At 68.6% G+C, this 17,589-nt stretch carries 15 protein-coding genes and 3 tRNA genes; 10 read left to right on the top strand and 8 right to left on the bottom strand.

Features of this window, described 5'->3' with window-relative positions; genetic code table 11:
- From RWR81_RS09365 to RWR81_RS09355, 3 genes are all read right to left on the bottom strand, one after another.
- A partial coding sequence (locus tag RWR81_RS09365) for an ATP-binding cassette domain-containing protein (protein WP_314457130.1) occupies positions 1-553 on the bottom strand: 553 nt, incomplete at its 3' end.
- A gap of 160 nt (positions 554-713) precedes the next feature.
- Positions 714-2,021 carry a glycoside hydrolase family 3 N-terminal domain-containing protein gene (locus RWR81_RS09360; RefSeq protein ID WP_314457128.1) on the bottom strand — a complete coding sequence of 436 codons (1,308 nt, stop codon included), beginning with the start codon at positions 2,019-2,021 and terminating at the stop codon, positions 714-716.
- Positions 2,022-2,072: 51 nt separating this feature from the next.
- Positions 2,073-2,447, bottom strand: a complete 375-nt coding sequence (locus RWR81_RS09355) for a metallopeptidase family protein (protein WP_314457126.1) — start codon at positions 2,445-2,447, stop codon at positions 2,073-2,075.
- A 296-nt stretch (positions 2,448-2,743) separates the two neighbouring features.
- Here RWR81_RS09355 and RWR81_RS09350 point away from each other — a divergent pair.
- The 4 genes from RWR81_RS09350 (at position 2,744) to acs (ending at position 5,261) form a co-directional block, all read left to right on the top strand.
- Positions 2,744-2,816, top strand: a tRNA-Glu gene (locus tag RWR81_RS09350).
- 39 nt (positions 2,817-2,855) lie between these two features.
- A tRNA-Asp gene (locus RWR81_RS09345) sits at positions 2,856-2,929 on the top strand.
- Positions 2,930-2,978: 49 nt separating this feature from the next.
- Positions 2,979-3,051, top strand: a tRNA-Phe gene (locus RWR81_RS09340).
- A gap of 281 nt (positions 3,052-3,332) precedes the next feature.
- A complete protein-coding gene (gene acs / locus RWR81_RS09335; protein ID WP_314457124.1) occupies positions 3,333-5,261 on the top strand; it encodes an acetate--CoA ligase in 1,929 nt (642 codons plus the stop codon).
- A 124-nt stretch (positions 5,262-5,385) separates the two neighbouring features.
- Here the strand turns inward: acs and RWR81_RS09330 are convergent, their stop codons facing one another.
- Both RWR81_RS09330 and RWR81_RS09325 read right to left on the bottom strand, forming a co-directional pair.
- A complete protein-coding gene (locus RWR81_RS09330) occupies positions 5,386-6,414 on the bottom strand; it encodes a permease prefix domain 1-containing protein (RefSeq protein ID WP_314457122.1) in 1,029 nt (342 codons plus the stop codon).
- A complete protein-coding gene (locus RWR81_RS09325; protein ID WP_314457120.1) occupies positions 6,414-6,743 on the bottom strand; it encodes a helix-turn-helix transcriptional regulator in 330 nt (109 codons plus the stop codon). The genes RWR81_RS09330 and RWR81_RS09325 overlap by 1 nt, the downstream gene beginning before the upstream one ends.
- 169 nt (positions 6,744-6,912) lie before the next feature.
- Here RWR81_RS09325 and RWR81_RS09320 point away from each other — a divergent pair, with 169 nt between their 5' ends.
- The 4 genes from RWR81_RS09320 (at position 6,913) to RWR81_RS09305 (ending at position 11,107) form a co-directional block, all read left to right on the top strand.
- On the top strand, positions 6,913-8,334 hold the full coding sequence (locus RWR81_RS09320) for a mechanosensitive ion channel domain-containing protein (RefSeq protein ID WP_314457119.1): 1,422 nt from the start codon (positions 6,913-6,915) through the stop codon (positions 8,332-8,334).
- A 166-nt stretch (positions 8,335-8,500) separates the two neighbouring features.
- Complete coding sequence (gene msrB, locus RWR81_RS09315; RefSeq protein ID WP_314457117.1) at positions 8,501-8,965, top strand: peptide-methionine (R)-S-oxide reductase MsrB; 465 nt, start codon at positions 8,501-8,503, stop codon at positions 8,963-8,965.
- Positions 8,966-8,967: 2 nt separating this feature from the next.
- On the top strand, positions 8,968-9,969 hold the full coding sequence (locus RWR81_RS09310) for an endonuclease/exonuclease/phosphatase family protein (protein WP_314457134.1): 1,002 nt from the start codon (positions 8,968-8,970) through the stop codon (positions 9,967-9,969).
- A 175-nt stretch (positions 9,970-10,144) separates the two neighbouring features.
- The gene (locus RWR81_RS09305) at positions 10,145-11,107 is read left to right on the top strand and encodes an AEC family transporter (RefSeq protein ID WP_314457115.1); all 963 of its coding nucleotides are present in this window, start codon (positions 10,145-10,147) and stop codon (positions 11,105-11,107) included.
- 24 nt (positions 11,108-11,131) lie between these two features.
- Here the strand turns inward: RWR81_RS09305 and RWR81_RS09300 are convergent, their stop codons facing one another.
- From RWR81_RS09300 to xseA, 3 genes are all read right to left on the bottom strand, one after another.
- Complete coding sequence (locus RWR81_RS09300; protein WP_314457113.1) at positions 11,132-12,073, bottom strand: carbohydrate kinase; 942 nt, start codon at positions 12,071-12,073, stop codon at positions 11,132-11,134.
- Between the two features lie 640 nt (positions 12,074-12,713).
- Entirely contained in the window at positions 12,714-13,055 is a 342-nt protein-coding gene (locus RWR81_RS09295; RefSeq protein ID WP_399498321.1) for an exodeoxyribonuclease VII small subunit, read from the bottom strand.
- Between the two features lie 157 nt (positions 13,056-13,212).
- On the bottom strand, positions 13,213-14,574 hold the full coding sequence (xseA, locus tag RWR81_RS09290; protein WP_314457111.1) for an exodeoxyribonuclease VII large subunit: 1,362 nt from the start codon (positions 14,572-14,574) through the stop codon (positions 13,213-13,215).
- 44 nt (positions 14,575-14,618) lie between these two features.
- On the opposite strand from xseA, the gene RWR81_RS09285 reads away from it, so the two are divergent.
- Together RWR81_RS09285 and RWR81_RS09280 are read left to right on the top strand one after the other, a co-directional pair.
- On the top strand, positions 14,619-15,734 hold the full coding sequence (locus tag RWR81_RS09285; protein WP_314457109.1) for a 4-hydroxy-3-methylbut-2-enyl diphosphate reductase: 1,116 nt from the start codon (positions 14,619-14,621) through the stop codon (positions 15,732-15,734).
- Positions 15,735-15,909: 175 nt separating this feature from the next.
- Complete coding sequence (locus tag RWR81_RS09280; protein WP_314457107.1) at positions 15,910-17,544, top strand: amino acid permease; 1,635 nt, start codon at positions 15,910-15,912, stop codon at positions 17,542-17,544.
- Positions 17,545-17,589: the final 45 nt, after the last annotated feature.

Raw genomic sequence — 17,589 nt, 5'->3', positions numbered from 1 at the left:
CGACTGCCGGTTCGCCCACGAGCGCTCGGGCGCAGGCCACGCGCTGGACCTGGCCCCCGGAGAGCTCGGCGGGCCGGTGGGACAGACGCTCCTTGAGACCGACGGCATCGACCACCTGGTCGAAGCGCCGCTGGTTGACCTTCTTGCGGGCGATGTCCAGGGGCAGAGTGATGTTCTCGGCCGCGGAGAGGGTGGGGACCAGGTTGAAGGACTGGAAGATGAAACCGATGCGCTCGCGGCGCAGGCGGGTGAGGCGACGCTGGCTCATGGAGGAGACCATGTCGCCGTCGAGCATGATCTGCCCGGAGGTCACCGAGTCCAGGCCGGCCAGGCAGTGCATGAGGGTGGACTTGCCCGATCCGGAGGGGCCCATGATGGCGGTGAAACGGGCCCTGGCGATGTCGACATTGACAGCGTCGAGGGCCTTGACCGCGCCTGAGCCGCGGCCGTAGACCTTTGTGAGACTGCGGGCGGAAACCACTGGATTGTCTACCGGTCGGTGAGGGGCGAGAACGGATGGGGAGGGAATCGGTGCAGGAGTTGAGTTACTCATAAACTAAGTGTGACACCGACGCGTTCGGGCAAGGTCCTTCTGGAGGAGGAGAAACCCCTTGTGGCCAGCCCTGATGTCCAATCGGGGACTTCCCTGAGACGGCGATCGGGGACTTCCCCGAGGGTGGGACCCGCCGGGGCTCCGATGACGAGATCAACACTCAGGACTGGCGGCTGTTCTTCAGCGCCAGAACCCGAGCGGCCGACTCCTCCACCCGCGCTGCGAGGGCCGTATCGGACTGCGCGGCGGCGATAAGCGCCTCGACCATGTCGGTGGCGGCCGCAGGGTCGGCCGAGGCCAGCACGATGTCGCAGCCGGCCCGGATGGCCCGCACCGCGCGCTCGCCGGCGGCAACGCCCCGCACTTGGGCGGCGGCGGAGACGTCGTCGGTGATGACCACGCCGGAGAAGCCCAATTCCGTGCGCAGCATGTCGGTGACGATCACTGAGGAGAAGACGGCCGGTGTTGCGGGATCGATCAGCGCGTAAGTCGCCGAGGAGACCATGATGGCCTGCGCGCCGGTGGCGATGGCGTCGGCGAAGACGCCGACGGCCGCATCTCCGCTGCGGGCGGTGGTGCGGTCGACGACGTCGGCGGAGGTGTCCGTATTGGCTGCCACCCGCCCCAGGCCCGGGAAGTGCTTATAAGTGGGGATGACGCCGCAGGCCCGCATCCCCTCGGCGAAGGTGCCGGCCTGGGAGGAGATGGTGGCGGCGTCATGACCGTACTCGCGGTTCCAGCGGCCGATGGGCTCATTGATGGCCGGCTGGGCGATGTCGACCAGGTCGACGACGGGCGCCAGGTTCATATTGACTCCGACGTCGGCCAGCTCCTTGCCCCAGGTACGGGCCGAGGCAAGCAGCTCCTCGCGCGGTCGGGCCGACTGGTCCATCGCTGAGGGCAGGTCGGACATGCCCGAACCGGACAGGACCTGGACCTCGCCGCCCTCCTGGTCGGTGGCCACGAGCATCGGGGTGTCGTGGGTCGTATCGGGGCCGACCATAGCGGTGAAAGTGCTGATGACATTCCGGGCCGTCTGGCTGCCGGCGGTCGAGCGCCCGGCGATGAAGATGTTGCCGACGCGGAGATTGGTGACGGCCTCAGTGGAGGCCTGCCCGGGGGAGGTGGCGTCAACACCGACCATCAGGAGCTGACCGACCTTCTCCTCCAGGCTCCAGCCCTTCAGGGCGCCGGTGGCCGTGGGGGTGGCGGTCGATGGCGTCGCGCTCGCGGCCGCAGCGGTCGACGGCGACGGGGTGGTGGGCCTCGTGCTGGGGGAGGCGCTTCCGGCCCGCGAGGAGGCCGGGGTGAGCGAGCACCCCGCCAGGGGGCCGGCACTGAGCAGGGTCGCCAGAAGCAGCGGTCGCCGACTGACGTGGTGGTGCGCGGGCTCCTCCGGGACGCTGGAGTCGGGAATCCCCACACCGCCCGGAGCGGTCGGCCGGTGATGGTCGCTCATGCCGGCCACACTAAGTCCCGGCGGCGTTGGTGGGATGCTGCGACCCGGCTGTTCCTGACCTCATTGCCAGCCGAGCTCATGGAGACGCTCGTCAGGGATGCCGAAGTGGTGGGCGACCTCATGGATGACGGTCACCGTGATCTCATCCACCAGCTCCTCGCGGTTGGTGCACCAGCGCTCCAGCGGCCCGCGGAAGATGAGGATGCGATCAGGCAGGACCATGGACCAGCCCTCGTCGCGCTCGGTGAGGGGAACGCCTTCGTACAGCCCCAGGAGCGTGGGCAGTCCGGCCTCGTCATAGTCCTCCTCGGTGAGCATCTCCGGGTCGGGCTCGTCCTCGACGAGGACGACGACGTTGTCCATCGCCTCGGCCAGGTCCTCCGGAATCTGGTCCAGGGCCTCGCCGACGACGTCCTCGAAGTCCTGTTCCGACATCCGCCCTGACGCCTGTTCCGCAAGGAGCGGTGCAGGGGGCGCGACTGTGCCCGTGCGGTCTGTGCCGCTGTCGCCCCCATTCCTGTTCTGGTGGTGTGCCTGGCTCACGGGGACAGCCTGCCAGACTGTGCGGGGCCAACTGGGGCCAGCTGGGGTCAACTCAGTCGTCCTCATGCTCGGGAATCCCGCCGAGAACCAAGCGGTGAGAAGGGTCACGCCGTCGGGATTTGCGCTGCGTGAGACTGTGCCCTTAGTGTTCATCCCGGTTCGAGGCGCGACGACGTCGAAGGCCCTTGGCCCCCATCGTCTAGCGGCCCAGGACCCCGCCCTTTCACGGCGGTAGCACGGGTTCGAATCCCGTTGGGGGTACGGATTCGCACAAGTGAATAACCACAGTGAATTCACACTGGCCTCGTGGCGCAGTTGGTTAGCGCGCCGCCCTGTCACGGCGGAGGTCGCGGGTTCAAGTCCCGTCGAGGTCGCGGAAAGGGTCGGTCCGATCAGAAATGGTCGGACCGATTCCATCCCAAAGGCTCTGTAGCTCAGTTGGTAGAGCGTTCGACTGAAAATCGAAAGGTCACCGGATCGACGCCGGTCGGAGCCACCGCGAGAGGCCCGGAACCCACAAGGTTCCGGGCCTTCGCTCGTTGCTGGAGGGGCCTCCGTTCGGGGCTGAGCGTGCCGGGCCCCTTCCGAGGGGCGCCTGCTAGATCCCTCCGCCATATCGGTCGCCAAGCAGGCCTCCATGATGGATGATGGCAGTCCGCATGTGTGCGCCGCCACGTTCACGGGTGCTGAGAGCCCTGCACTCCACACGGCCGGTGCGTCGTCAGACGGCCCTCGCCGCGTGACGGCGCCATATTCATACTGCACAAGGAGGACGCCATGATCTCAAGGACCGTGACCCTGCCCCCGGGTGAGCCGATGGAGGAGTCGGAGGAGACCATCCATCCCGCCCCTGATGTCGTCACGAACGCCTGGGTCGGCGACTGGCGCGCTCTGGAGGAGCGGGCCGCCGCGGACCTGGAGGGCTACTGGGCCGAACGCGCCGGTGAGTTGGAGTGGTCCAAGCCCTGGGACACGGTGCTCGACGAGTCCGGGGCCCCCTTCTACCGTTGGTTCGTCGGTGCTCGGACGAATATCGTCTCCAACGCCGTCGACCGGCACCTGACCAACTCCCACCGCAACAAGCTCGCCCTCATCTGGGTGGGTGAGGACGTCGAGCAGGTGCGTACCTTCTCCTACTTCGACCTGGGCCGGGAGGTCGAGAGGATGGCCAACGTCCTCAAGGCTATGGGGGTGGACAAGGGCGACGTCGTGACGATCTACCTGCCCCGAATCCCCGAGATCTTCTTCGCCATGCTCGCCTGCGCCAAGCTCGGGGCCATCCACTCGGTGGTCTTCGCCGGCTACTCCTCCGACGCCTTGAGCGCGCGTATCGATGACTCGGAGTCCAAGGTCGTCATCACCGCCGACGGTTCGTGGATCAACGGCAAGGTCTTCCCCTTGAAGAAGATCGTCGACGACGCGGTGCGCTTCTCGCCCACTATCCAGAACGTCATCGTCGTGCGCAACACCGCCACCGAGGCCGTCATGGACCCCATCCGCGACCACTGGTACCACGAGCTGTGCAAGCTCCCGATCGCCCAGGGCCGCTGCGAGACCGTGCAGGTCGATGCCGAGGACCCCCTGTTCATCCTCTACACCTCCGGGTCCACCGGCAAGCCCAAGGCCATCCTGCACTCCCACGGCGGCTACCAGGTGGGCACCTATGCCACTCTCCACGACTGCTTTGACGTCCATGATGCCGACCGCTGGTGGTGCACCTCGGACCCTGGCTGGATCACCGGCCACAGCTACCTCGTCTACGGCCCACTGCTCAACGGCGCCACCGTCTTCATGTATGAGGGAAACCCGACCTACCCCTACCCGGATCGCTGGTGGCACCTCATCGAGCGCTACGGCATCAACGCCTTCTACACCGCCCCTACAGCTATCCGCACACTCATGCGTTTCGGCGAGGCCTGGGTGCGGCGCCACGACCTGTCCAGCCTGCGGCTGCTGGGCAGCGTCGGCGAGCCCCTCAACCCCGAGGCGTGGCGCTGGTTCCACCACGTCGTGGGTGCCGACCGCTGCCCGATCATCGACACCTGGTGGCAGACCGAGACCGGCATGTTCCAGATCACGACGGTGCCCTCCATGCCCCAGAAGCCCGGCGCGGCGGGCCGGCCGGTGTTCGGCCAGGAGGCGGCCGTCGTTGATGAGGAGGGCCGGGAGGTCCCCGACGGCGTCGAGGGGAACCTCGTCCTCAAGCGGCCCTGGCCCTCGATGATGCGCACTCTCTTCCGCGACCCGCAGCGCTACGTGGACACCTATTGGAGCAAGTACCCGGGCCTGTACCTGACCGGGGACTCGGCCAAGCGCGATGCCGACGGCTGGTTCTGGATCATTGGGCGCACCGACGACGTCATCAAGGTCTCCGGCCACCGCCTGGGCACGGCTGAGATCGAGTCAGCGCTCGTCTCCCACTCCGCGGTGACCGAGGCCGCCGCCGTCGGCCTGCCCCACGAGGTCAAGGGGCACTCCGTCCACGTCGCCGTCGTCCTGGCCGCCGGGGTCGAGTCTTCGCGTGAGCTCGAGGCCGAGCTGCGTCAGCACGTGGCGGCGTCCCTGTCGCCGATCGCCAAGCCGGAGTCCTTCGTCTTTCTCGAGTCGCTGCCCAAGACCCGTTCGGGCAAGATCCTGCGCCGGGTGCTGCGGGCCCGGGCGTTGGGGCAGGATGAGGGTGACGTGTCCACCCTCGCTGAGGAGTGATCTCCTCTGCCCCAACCGGGCCCCGGAGCAGGGGGCGGTCGGAGTCACCGCGAGAGGCCCGGAACCCACAAGGTTCCGGGCCTATCCTCGTGCGTCGGGTGGGTTAGTCGCTCGGAGCGGGTAGTCAGTGCAACTTGCGCCAGGCGGTGCGGACGCTGGCGAAGAGCCCGAACAGGGCGCCGGCGATCGGCCACATGATCCAGGAGAACTTCCAGGCGTTGAACGCGAAGCTCCACACCAGGAAGATGACGACCATGCCCGGCCAGTAGATGCTGGCCACGAAGTTGATGAGAGGGGCATCGTCCTCCTCGGAGCCGCCCGAGTGGGTCAGGGCCGTGTAGGTGGAGGCTGCCCATGTAGCGGGCAGGTAGATGGTCAGCCCTGACGCGATGATGACCAGTGAGATCGCGACGCCGACGCCGTAGAGCTCCGAGGGAGAGTCCTGTTCGGAGACGAGCATGCCCACGGCCAGGATCGGCAGCGCGGAGACGATACACAGGAAGACCGCGATCGTCAGCCGGCGGGTGCGAACCGTCTCCTGGTTGAGGCGTTCGCGGGCCGCCCAGGCGGTCACCACCGGGTCCGGGGTGAACTTGCCCTCGATGAGGTGGCGCACGGAGGAGAAGGCCGCTCGGCGCTGCACCAGCATGCCCACGCCCAGGCCCACGAGCAGCAGGGCGAAGGCGATGCCGATGAAGGAGGCCGTGTTGTCGCTGATGGCTATCCGTCCGGTCTGGGTCAGGCTTGTCAGGACGATGAGCACGGTCGGGGCGCAGACGAAGAGGCTGACCGCATGGGCGAGGGGCGAGGCGGTGCTTCGCTTGGCCTGGGCCAGGGCCTGAGCCTCGGGCAGCGTCACCACCGGGTAGGCGGGCCGGCTGGGCCCGGTCGGGGTGTCTGCGGCGGGAGCGGCCTGAGGCTCGGCGTCGGGTCGGATATCCGCGGCGATGCCCAGGACCGGGGCCAGCTCGTGAAGGTTGCCGAAGTCGGTGATGACCTGTCCGACCGCCTCGTTATGGGTCTTGCCGTGAGCAATGGCGTCGTTGTAGGCGTCCTCCATCATGGCGCGCAGCTCGCCGCGGGCCTCGGTCAGGCGCGGCGTGGCGGGGTAGGGGGCGAACATGTTGTCGAGGAAGGTCTCGATGGTGTCCATCAGTGGGCTCCTTTCGCGAAGCGGTCGATGAGGGTCTTGGTGTCCTCCCATTCGGAGACCTTGGCTGCCAGGTGTGCGGTGCCCTCGGGGGTGAGGCGGTAGTAGGTGTGGGACTTTCCGGAGTCGGATACCCCTGCGTAGGAGGCGGTCAGTCCGGCGGACTCCAGGCGCTTGAGGGCGGTGTAGAGGGTGGTCTGCTTGATGGTGTACTCGCCGTCGGAGATCTCGGTGATGGTCTTGGCGAGCTCGTAGGCGTAGGACGACTGCCGCTTGAGCAGGGACAGGACGATGAGGTCGATGTAGCCGCGAATGGCATCTGCGCTGATCATGTAAGCCCTCCTTCCTTGGTTCGTGGTGGCGGGTCCCTGACGTCCTTATGTGCGTCTAACGTACTACGGCACGCGTAGTACGTCTAATGGAAGGTGAGTGAGGATCAACGCCTCCACCAGCGGCCGTTCGTCACAGCCCGGGCACAGCCCCGCTGCATAGGCTGGATCCATGCTGTTTGCGGCCACCACCCCACCCGCGACCCCCGGCGCGGATCCTTCGGCGACCCCGACTCCCACGCCCACCTCCGGTCCCACGGGTATGCCGTCCGTCAATGTGGATGAGACCGTCAAGGTGGTCACCAAGACGACGAACGACCTTGCTGTCATCGGCCTGCAGGCCGGCATCGGCGCCATCATCGGCATCCTGGTCGCAGTCGTGCTCATGTCGATCCTCAGCTTCATGGGCAGGCGCCGCCTCCTGTACCACGAGATCGTGGACTTCGGGCGCCGTCCCGCCTACGCCGTCGGCGCCATGACCGGGGCCTTCCTGGGCACCCAGCTCGCTCTGACCGGGCTGCGGCAGACCAAGGAGGACTCGACGATGATGGTCGTCATCGAGAGGGGGGTGACCATCGCGCTCATCTTCTCGGTGACCTGGCTCGTCATCGCCTTCGCCAAGGCCATCGAGTCCACCGTCGTCAAAGGGGTGCAGGCCGGCGATAACCAGGGTCGCGCCAACCGCGTGACCACTCAGAGTCAGATCATCCGGCGTGTGGCCCAGGTGATCATCGTCATCGCCGGGCTCGTCAGCGCCATCATGACCTTCCCCAGCGTCCAGCTGGCCATGGGCTCTCTGCTCGCCTCGGCCGGTCTGGCCTCCGTCATCGCCGGTATGGCCGCACGCTCCATGCTGGGTAACGTCTTCGCCGGCCTCCAGCTGGCCACCACCGACGCCATTCGCGTGGATGATGTCGTCGTCGTCGACGACGAGCAGGGCACCATTGAGGAGATCACCCTGACCTACGTGGTCATGCGTACTTGGGACGAGCGGCGCCTCATCCTGCCCTCGACCCACTTCACCGAGAATCCCTTCGCCAACTGGACACGCGGCGGGTCCCAGAGCACCGGCACCTTCACCCTCGAGCTGGACTGGCGCGTGCCCATCGCCGCGATGCGCGCCGAGCTGGCCCGGCTCGTGGCCGCCTCCACGGTCTGGGACGGGCGCCAGGCCTCCCTCGACGTCTCCGACGCCGTCAGCGGTCACGTCACCGTGCGCGTGGTCCTCACAGGAGCCTACCCGGGCGACGTCGGCACCCTCAAGTCCTACGTGCGTGAGGAACTGGTCACCTGGCTGCAGCGTGAGGCACCCTACGCCCTGCCGCGCACGCGGGTGGAGGTCGAGCAGGTCGAGGTCACCCAGGACCTCGGACCCGAGGAGGTGGCTCGTGCGGCCGAGGAGATCGTCGCCAAGCAGAAGGTAGAGGCCGACAGTGCCATCAGGACGGCGGGCGGTGACGACGATACGGTCACAGAGGCGGAGGGGGAGACGGCGGCGCACGGCCGGGGGGCCAGGCGCGCCGTCAACCTGGGTCGCGCCATGGGGCGCTCCCTGCTGCACCGCGCTCGGCGCGGGGGCCTGGGGCCCCGGTGAGAGGGGGCGGGCGTCTACAAAGAGCAGGGCAACATCAATCTCTAACTGGGCCCCGGTGAGTGGGGTGAGCGGGGCGCACTCGGTGGTCGGGGCCGGAGCGGATTGGTGCGTTTTCGCTGCGTGAACGCGGCTCGCCCGGCACCGTCGGGCGGGTGACGATGGGGCCATGAGTACCGACGAGAGCGACGAGCCCTCCGTGACACCCGCCTCCACAACCTCCGAGCCGGTCGTCGACCTGGAAGCCGCGGCGCGCACCGACGCGCAGTGGCGCGCGGCCCTGAGCCCCATGGAGTACCACGTGCTGCGTGAGGCCGGAACCGAGCGGCCCTTCACCGGGGCCCTGCTCGACGAGCAGCGTGAGGGCGTCTACCGCTGCCGTGGTTGCGGCGCCGAGCTGTTCCGCTCCACCACCAAGTTCGACTCCCACTGCGGCTGGCCATCCTTCTACGACCCTGCCAACCTCGATGCTGTCACTCTGAGTACCGACACGTCTCACGGCATGGTGCGTACCGAGGTTCGCTGCGCCACCTGCGCCGGCCACCTGGGCCACGTCTTCGACGACGCCCCCCAGACCCCCACAGGCCAGCGCTATTGCATGAACTCCGTCAGCCTCATCTTCGAGGAGGAATGAGAATGATCCGGGTCCTGAGCCTCAACCTCCAGCACGGCCTGCCCGGCGCCGGAGCCGGGGACGGCAGCGCCGCCACCGGCTCACTGGTGGGTGCCGATATCTCCGACCCGGCCACCGCCCGAGCCGTCATGCGGGCCACTGCCGCTCAGATCGCCGAGCTTGCCCCCGATGTCATCGCCCTCCAGGAGGTGGACCTGGGGCAGGCCCGGTCCGGGCGCTTGGCCCAGGCGGCCTTCCTGGCCGAGGAGCTGGGCATGCCCAGCTGCCGCTTCGCCGCCTGCTACGCCGGGCCGGTCGTGGGCCTGCGTCGTCGCCCCCTGCGCAGCGCACTGAGTTCACCGACTGACGACGTGCTCGGGCCGCTGCGCGCCGCTGTCGGCGCCGGGCCGATCGGCTACGGCAACGCCCTCATCTCCCGTTTCCCGGCCGTCAGCTGGCACATCAAGCGCCTCGGACGCGGAGCCCTCAGCGTGGAGAAGCGCGGAGAACGGGCCTGGGATCCTCGCTCCTACCACGTGTCCACTGCCTCCCAGCGCGTCATGGTGGCTGCCACTCTCGACTTGCCGGAAGATGTCGTCGGCCCGGTCCGGCAGTTGTCGGTCGCCTCCACGCACCTGGCGACCCGCGAGTCCATGGCGGCCCGTCAGCTCGCTGCCGCCTGGGGGGCGCTGACCGGGCTGCCCGGACCACATCTGCTCGTGGGCGACTACAATCTGAACGCGGAGCAGGTCGCGGCCCTGGGGCCGGGGCGGACTCTGGGGGAGGGGGCCACCTTCCCGGCGGCCGCTCCCAAACGACGCATCGATCAGGTTCTGACCGACCCGTGGCCCACCGGTCCCGACGGCCTGCCGCTCCCGGAAGATGAGGCCGTGGCCGCGGCGGCCACGTCGTCGGGCGTCGGAGGCTCTGGAAACCCGCTGCTGCGCGCCGTGGGCTGGGGGACGGTCTCCTTCATCGTCTCCGATCACGTCGGCACCTGGGTGGACCTCGAGCCGGTCGGCTAGCGACCGTTCTTCGCCCGCGCGCTTTGCCCACGCGGTCGTACACCGGACTCCGTCGCCGTCCCCGCCCTCATGCGGTCGTGCCTTAAGGATCGCGTCCGAGGGGTAGAGGGTACGAAGGCGCGCTCCACCCTACGAACTCATCGTGCTGCGTCCTATGAGAGGGGGAGTTGAGGCTATGGCTGATGTCGTCGCGGGGCTGGCCGTCTTCGGCACCGTTATCGCCGTCGGCTGGCTGCTGGTGCGGACTCGGGCCGTCCCGGCCGACGCCGACGGGGTCCTCACCCGCGTGTGCTTCTTCGCCGCGACCCCAGCGCTCCTGGTGACCACCCTGAGCCGGGCGGACCTCACGGCCGTCGTCTCCCGGACCACCGCCGTGGCCGTGGCCGCCGAGCTCGCGGCCATCGTCTCCGCCTGGAGCCTGCACCGTCTCGTGCTGCGCCGCTCCACCGCCGAGGCCACTATCGGCGCGCTCGCCTCCGGCTACGTCAACGCCGCGAACCTGGGGATCCCGGTGGCCGTCCTCGTCCTGGGGGATGCGGCCACCATCGCCCCGATCCTCCTGCTCCAGCTCCTGGTGCTCACCCCCGTCACCTTCACCGTGCTCGACGCCGTCACCCGCCGCGGTAACCCGTCTCGACTGGCGACCCTGACCGTCCCGCTGCGTAATCCGCTGCTGTGGGGCGTCGTGACTGGCACCGCAGCGAACTTGGGCGGAGTGAGCCTGGAGGCGTGGTGCGGAGGCTACCCGGCCCAGGGCCTGGAGATGCTCGGGCGCATCGCGGTGCCGCTCATGATGCTGGCGCTGGGCATGAGCCTGGCCGGTGCGCCCCGGCCCCTGCGGAGTCCCGGGCCGGATGCGCCCGTCCTAGGCGCTGACCGGCGCAGCGGTCTGTGGCTGGCCGTGGGCTGGAAGCTCGCGGTCATGCCGGGGCTGGCGGTCGTCGTTGGGCTGGCGGCGGGACTCGGTGGTGCACAACTGCTGACCCCGGTCGTCACCGCAGCCCTGCCCACGGCGCAGAACGTCTTCATGTACGCCTCGCGCTACGGGGTGGACAAGGACCTGGCCCGCGACGCGGTCCTGCTGACCACTGCCGGGTTCGTGCCCGTGGTCCTGCTGGCCGCTGCGATCCTGCGCTGATCGCGGCGGCGCAGGCTCATCGGCTCAGGGCAGCTCGTCGCGGGTGGGCGGGTTGGCCCCGGCCCGCGAGACCGTGATGTCGGCGATGGCCGAGGCGTGGCGCATGATCCGCTCCAGGGTCTCGGCATCCACGGCGCGCAGCGCCTCGCGCCGGTCCGCGCCCACGAGGTCCTCGCTCCACAGGGCGTCCTCCAGCCCGCCCATGAAGGAGTCACCGGCGCCGACCGTGTCTGCCACGACGACACTCGGGTCGGCGGGCACCTCCAGGCGCACCCCGGAGGCGGACAGGGCCAGGGCGCCCTCCTTACCTCGCGTGACGACTACGACGGCGGCCCCCGCCTCCAGCCAGGAGCGAAGCACCGTCTCCAGGTCCGCGTCCTGGCCGTAGAGCCAGGCGATGTCCTCATCAGAGCACTTGACCAGGTCGGACAGTGCAACCAGGCGCTCGACGATCCGGCGGGCGTCCTCAGGGGCCCCCATGAGCTGGGGACGGGCGTTGGGGTCGTAGGCGATGGTGGAGGTGGCGCGGGTCTCGCGCAGCACCTGCTCCACGGTGTCGGCGCCGGGGGCCAGGATCGCCGCGATCGAGCCGGTGTGCACCAGCAGTGGTGCCTCCCCGTCGGTCAGGTTCGGGCGTGGCGGGTTCCAGTCCAGGTCGAAGACATAGCTGGCGGCATGGTCCTCACCGATGGTGGCCTGCGCCGTCGAGGTGCGCTCGGCGCCGTCGGCGCCCGCAGCCAGGCGGACCCCGGAGGCCTCCAGGTGGGCGCGCACGGCCTTACCGCGCTCGTCGGTGCCGATCCAGCAGTGCAGCTCGGCGTCGCGGCCCAGACGCGCCAGTCCCAGGGCGACGTTGGCGGGCGAGCCGCCGGGGATGTCCACGGGCTCCTGCCCGGGGTGGATGACGACGTCGACCAGGGCCTCGCCGATGACGAGGGCGGATCCTTGGCGGCCGGGTGCGGTCATGGGTGACTCCTTTGTGCGGGGACCGGGGACCGGTCGCTGTGAGTGAGGTGAGACGGAGCGAAGTGGGAAGGGCGGAGGGGACGCGACGGCGCGAAGCTCTCCGTGGATAGTCGGCGGACTGGTCGATGAGTGGGGCCGGAGGATGAATGCTCACAGACTACCGATCCGGCACCGCCCTCAGGGCATGTCTCGCCCGATGATGTCCAAATCTGCCACAAAGGCGGCGGCGAAGTTATCGCTGCGAAGAAGAAACCGCATGATTCCGCGGTTCCGTTCGTTTGCTTGAAGGGCGTCGGAGTCCCTTTGTGGCAGATATGGACACGAATGCGCTCAGGAGCGGTGACCTGGGGTCGATCGGACTGTGTCGGGGCGCCGAGCACAGGACGAGCAGCCCCTGAGACGACGGACGGCTGCGCATGACCGAGTTGGGGGCTGCGCTTCGTACTGAGGACGTACTTTCATCCAGGATGGTGACGACCTGGCCCCAGTCATCTGGAGCAAAACGCAGTCCTCATGGGGAAAGTACGTCCCCGACCCGTGCCGCGTGGTGAGCGGGTCAGCGCCGCTCAACCTCGCGGCCTCACTTCCGCACCTCAATCCACGACCTCTTGGAATGTGGACACGGGTGGGAGACTGAACATCAGTCCTCGGAGTCGTCCTGCGCGACCGCAGCCAGGCGCGCACGAGCGTCGTCGAGCCAGGTCTGGCAGCGCTGGGCCAGGGCCTCGCCGCGCTCCCACAGGGCCAGGGAGTCCTCCAGCGGGACGGAACCCGCCTCGAGGCGCTGCACGACAGCCACCAGCTCCTCGCGGGCCCGCTCGTAACTGAGCGAGGCCACGTCCTCATTGGTGCCGGAGGCTCCGTTGGCGGAGGATGCCGACGACGTTGAAGACCCTGAGGGCGCTGAGTAGGGACTGTTCTGGGGTGAGTACTCGTCTGGGTACTGGTCGGAGTATGGGCCGGGGTTCATCTCGGAGCTCACTCCTCGATTCTCGCACGGGCCGGGCCACGACCGAAGCGCGCGGACGCACCATAGGTCTCGACGACTGGCCCCTAGGGTGGCGTCCGCGAGTCCTAAGGTGCGTCCGCGATGCATCTTGGAGCGCGTCCCCAGGGCTTCGCCAGCGCTCAGCCGCTGCTCAGTCGACAGCGGTTGGCCGAGGCCTGGTGGCGCCGACGATCTGGGCGACGAGCCGGCCCTGAGCCAGAACCCCCTCGATGAGGTCGCCCTTCTTGACGTCCTCGGCGCTGGTGATGACCTTCCCGCCGGGGGTGCGCAGGATCGTGTAGCCGCGGTCCAGGACCCCCTGCGGTGACAGCGCCGTCAGCCGGGCGTGGTCGGCGCGCAGGTCCGCGGCCGCCAGCGACAGACGGTGGCCCACGGCCCGGCGCATCCGGTCGCGGGCCTGGCCCAGCTCGATGACCCGGTCGCGCACGATCGAGGTGGGGTCGGCCATGACCGGCCGGGCCCGCAGCTGGTCCAGGGCCGCCTGCTCGGCGTCCAGCCGCGAGGCCAGCACGGTGCGAAGGCGCTCGCGGGCCGAGTCCAGACCCACCGTCTCCTGGGCGAGGTCGGGGACGATCCGGCGGGCGGCGTCGGTGGGAGTGGAGGCCCGGTAGTCGGCCACCAGGTCCAGCAGAGGGCAGTCGGTCTCGTGGCCGATCGCCGAGACCAACGGCGTGCGGCAGGCTGCTGCGGCGCGCACGAGCCCCTCGTCGGAGAATGGCAGCAGATCCTCGACGGCGCCGCCCCCACGGGCCACGACGATGACGTCGATCTGCGCATCGGCGTCGAGCTCCTGGATGGCGCGGGTGACCTCACCGACGGCGCGCGCCCCCTGGACGGCGACCTCCCGGACCTCGAAGGGCAGGCCGGGCCAGCGCAGGCGGGCGTTGACCAGCACGTCGTCCTTGGCCTTGGCCTGGCGGCCGCACACGAGTCCCACCTTACGCGGCAGGAAGGGCAGGGGGCGCTTGCGCTCGGCGTCGAACAGGCCCTCGGCGGCCAGGATACGGCGCAGCTGCTCGATACGGGCCAGCAGGTCGCCGACGCCGATGGGCCGGATGTCGTCGGCCTGCAGCTGCAGGGAGCCCCGCTTGGTCCAGAAGGTGGGCTTGGCACGGACCACCACGCGGGCGCCCTCGCTCAGCTCGGCACCGGTGCGGGCCAGGACGGCGTCGAGGACGCGCGCGTAGATGGCCACCGACATGGAGACGTCGGCGTCCGTGTCCCGCAGGGTGAGGAAGGCCATCCCGGCGCCGGGACGGCGGTTGAGCTGGATGATCTGGCCCTCCACCCACACCTGGCTCATGCGGGCGACGTACTGGTCGATCTTGGAGGACAGCAGCCGCAGCGGCCACGGGTTCTCCGCAGTAGTGAGATTCGCGCGCGGTGCCAGCTCCTGCGGGGCGCCGTCCGTGGCGGAGGTGGGCACCGCGCCGCCGTCGGGGGAGGACTGCGGGCTGGTTTGGGTGGGGCTCTGGCCTGTCACATGCACCACTGTGCCACGTCCATCACTGGGGACCTGGGTCCCACTGTGGCACAGTGGTTGCCGTGACGATGACCGAGCTCGCCAGCGAGCAGACCGCCGCCGCGCCCACGGCCGGCCTCGGACCCGGTTTTGAGACCGGTCGCGATGCCGTTGAGCCTCCCGTCAAAGGCGGCAAGCGGATCCTCATGGCCGCCCCGCGCGGCTACTGCGCCGGTGTGGATCGCGCCGTCGACGCCGTCGAGCAGGCTCTGGCTCACTACGGGGCGCCGATTTACGTGCGTAAGGAGATCGTCCACAACAAGTTCGTCGTGGATGCCCTCTCGAAGCGCGGCGCCATCTTCGTCTCCGAGACCGACGAGGTTCCGGTGGGCGCCCGCGTGGTCTTCTCCGCCCACGGCGTCTCCCCGGCCGTCCACGCCGAGGCCGCCGAGCGCCGACTGGCCACGATCGACGCGACCTGTCCACTGGTGACCAAGGTGCACAAGCAGGCGGTGCGCTTCGCGGCCAAGGACTACGACATCATCCTCGTGGGGCACACCGGCCATGAGGAGGTCGAGGGCACCCAGGGTGAGGCCCCCAAGCACATCCAAGTCGTCAACGGCCCCCACGAGGTGGACCAGGTCGAGGTGCGCGACCCCTCCAAGGTCGTATGGATCAGCCAGACCACACTGAGTGTCGACGAGACCCTGGAGACGGTGCGCCTGCTGCGCGAGCGCTTCCCGGAGATGATCGACCCGCCTGGCGAGGACATCTGCTACGCCACCCAGAACCGTCAGGGCGCGGTCAAACGGATCGCCCCTCAGGTGGACCTCATGATCGTCGTCGGATCGGGCAACTCCTCCAACTCGGTGCGTCTCAAGGAAGTGGCCCTGGAGGCCGGTGCGGGAGCCTCCCACCGGGTGGACTTCGCCAGTGAGATCGACCCGACCTGGCTCGACGGCGTCGAGACGATCGGCCTGACCTCGGGCGCCTCGGTGCCGGAGATCCTCGTGCGCGAGGTGATCGAGCACCTGGCCGAGTTCGGCTTCGACGACGTCGAGGAGGTACGCACTACCACGGAGAAGATCTCCTTCTCCCTGCCCAAGAACCTGCGTGCCGATCTCATGGCCGCCCAGGGCGTCCCGGCCACCCACAAGCGTCGCGAGCCGGTCACCGACCACACCTGCTGAGGCTCCGCAGCCCCCGCCGTGATGGTTGATGGAGGCAGATGACCGATGATGGCCTCGGAAGGCCGCCGGCAGCGGTCGATGGTGCCGCTTCTGAGACCGTCAACACACGCCGGGACAACATGAGACTGGTCCAGGTGAACGCCGGATTGCATACTCTGCGATTACCCTCGGTTGGGTGACACACCCTCATGACGAGCATGACGAGTCGGCCTCCAGCAGCCATCCTCCCGCCGAACCGGGTGATCGGTCCGACGCCGCTGATGATGCCGGTAGTGCTGGTAGCGCAGGTAGTACCGACACCGTGGACGTAGCACATGCTTCGGCCTCTGTGGACTCCCTTCAGATCTCGAACGAGGCCCTGGAGGAGGGCAGCGGGCTGCATCGCAGCCTGACCAGCCGGCACATGCAGATGATCGCCATTGGTGGTGCCATCGGTACGGGGCTGTTCGTGGCTTCGGGGGCCACGGTCTCCACGGCTGGGCCGGGTGGTGCCCTGGTGGCCTACGCGGCGATCGGCCTCATGGTGCTCCTGCTCATGCAGTCGCTGGGGGAGATGACGGCGCACATGCCGGTGGCCGGCTCCTTCCAGACCTACGCCACCCGGTTCGTCAGTCCCTCCTTCGGCTTCGCCATGGGCTGGAACTACTGGTTCAACTGGGCGATCACGGTGGCGGCCGAGCTGGTGGCTGCCGGAATCGTCATGGCCTACTGGCTGCCGGGGGTGCCCTCATGGATCTGGGCAGCGCTGTTTCTGGCCCTGTTGACGACGCTCAATGCCTTGTCCGCCAGGGCCTTCGGCGAAGGGGAGTTCTGGTTGTCGACCATCAAGGTGGTCACGGTCATCGTCTTCCTGATCGCGGGCGTGGCGATGATCGCAGGCGTTATTGGCGGTGGGCCCGCAGGCTTCAGCAACTGGACCACAGGGGACGCGCCTTTCCATGGTGGGATGCTGGCGATCGTGTCGGTGTTCATGGTGGCCGGGTTCTCCTTCCAGGGCACCGAACTCGTGGGCGTGGCAGCCGGTGAGGCCCGCAATCCGCGCCGTGACGTGCCCAAGGCGATCCACACGGTGTTCTGGCGAATCATGATCTTCTACATCGGGGCGATCGCGGTCATCGGTTTCCTGGTGCCCTACACGGATCCCAACCTGCTGCGCTCGGACACCTCGGACATCTCCTATTCGCCCTTCACCCTGGTCTTCGAGCGGGCGGGCATCGGGATCGCGGCGGCCCTGATGAACGCGGTCATCCTCACTGCAGTGCTCAGCGCCGGCAACTCCGGCCTGTACGCCTCGACCCGTATGTTGCACTCGATGGCCCTGCAGGGCCAGGCGCCGGCTTGGTTCTCCTACGTGAACCGTCACGGGGTACCGGTGCGGGCCCTGGGAGCGACGGCGCTGGTGGGAGCGGCAGGGTTCCTCACCGCCGTGGTGGGTCAGGACACCGCCTACACGTGGCTGCTCAATGTCTCGGCCCTGTGCGGATTCATCGTGTGGTTGGGGATCGCGGCGTGCCACTTCCGCTTCCGGCGCGCCTACGTGCTCCAGGGCAATGACCCGGCCGATCTGCCTTACCGGGCGCCCTGGTTCCCGTTGGGGCCGATCCTGGCCTTCGCCCTGTGCGCTCTGGTGATTCTGGGCCAGAACTACGAGGCGGTCTTCAAGGGACAGCTGCTGGAGGTGCTCTCCTCCTACATCGGTCTGCCGGTCTTCGGGGCCATCTGGTTGGGGCACCGGCTGGTGTCCGGCTCGCGAGTGGTGCGTCTGGAGGACGCCGACGTCTCCGGTGTCGTTGTCCACGAGCGTCACTGAGCCGCGACCGCCTCGCCCCTTATCGACGTCGGGCCACCGGTCGGC

It is taken from the genome of uncultured Actinomyces sp., from assembly GCF_963526355.1.
GTDB lineage: Bacteria > Actinomycetota > Actinomycetes > Actinomycetales > Actinomycetaceae > Actinomyces.
The sequence above is the reverse complement of the archived record's forward strand: the minus strand, read 5'-3'. Positions and strand labels throughout refer to the sequence as shown.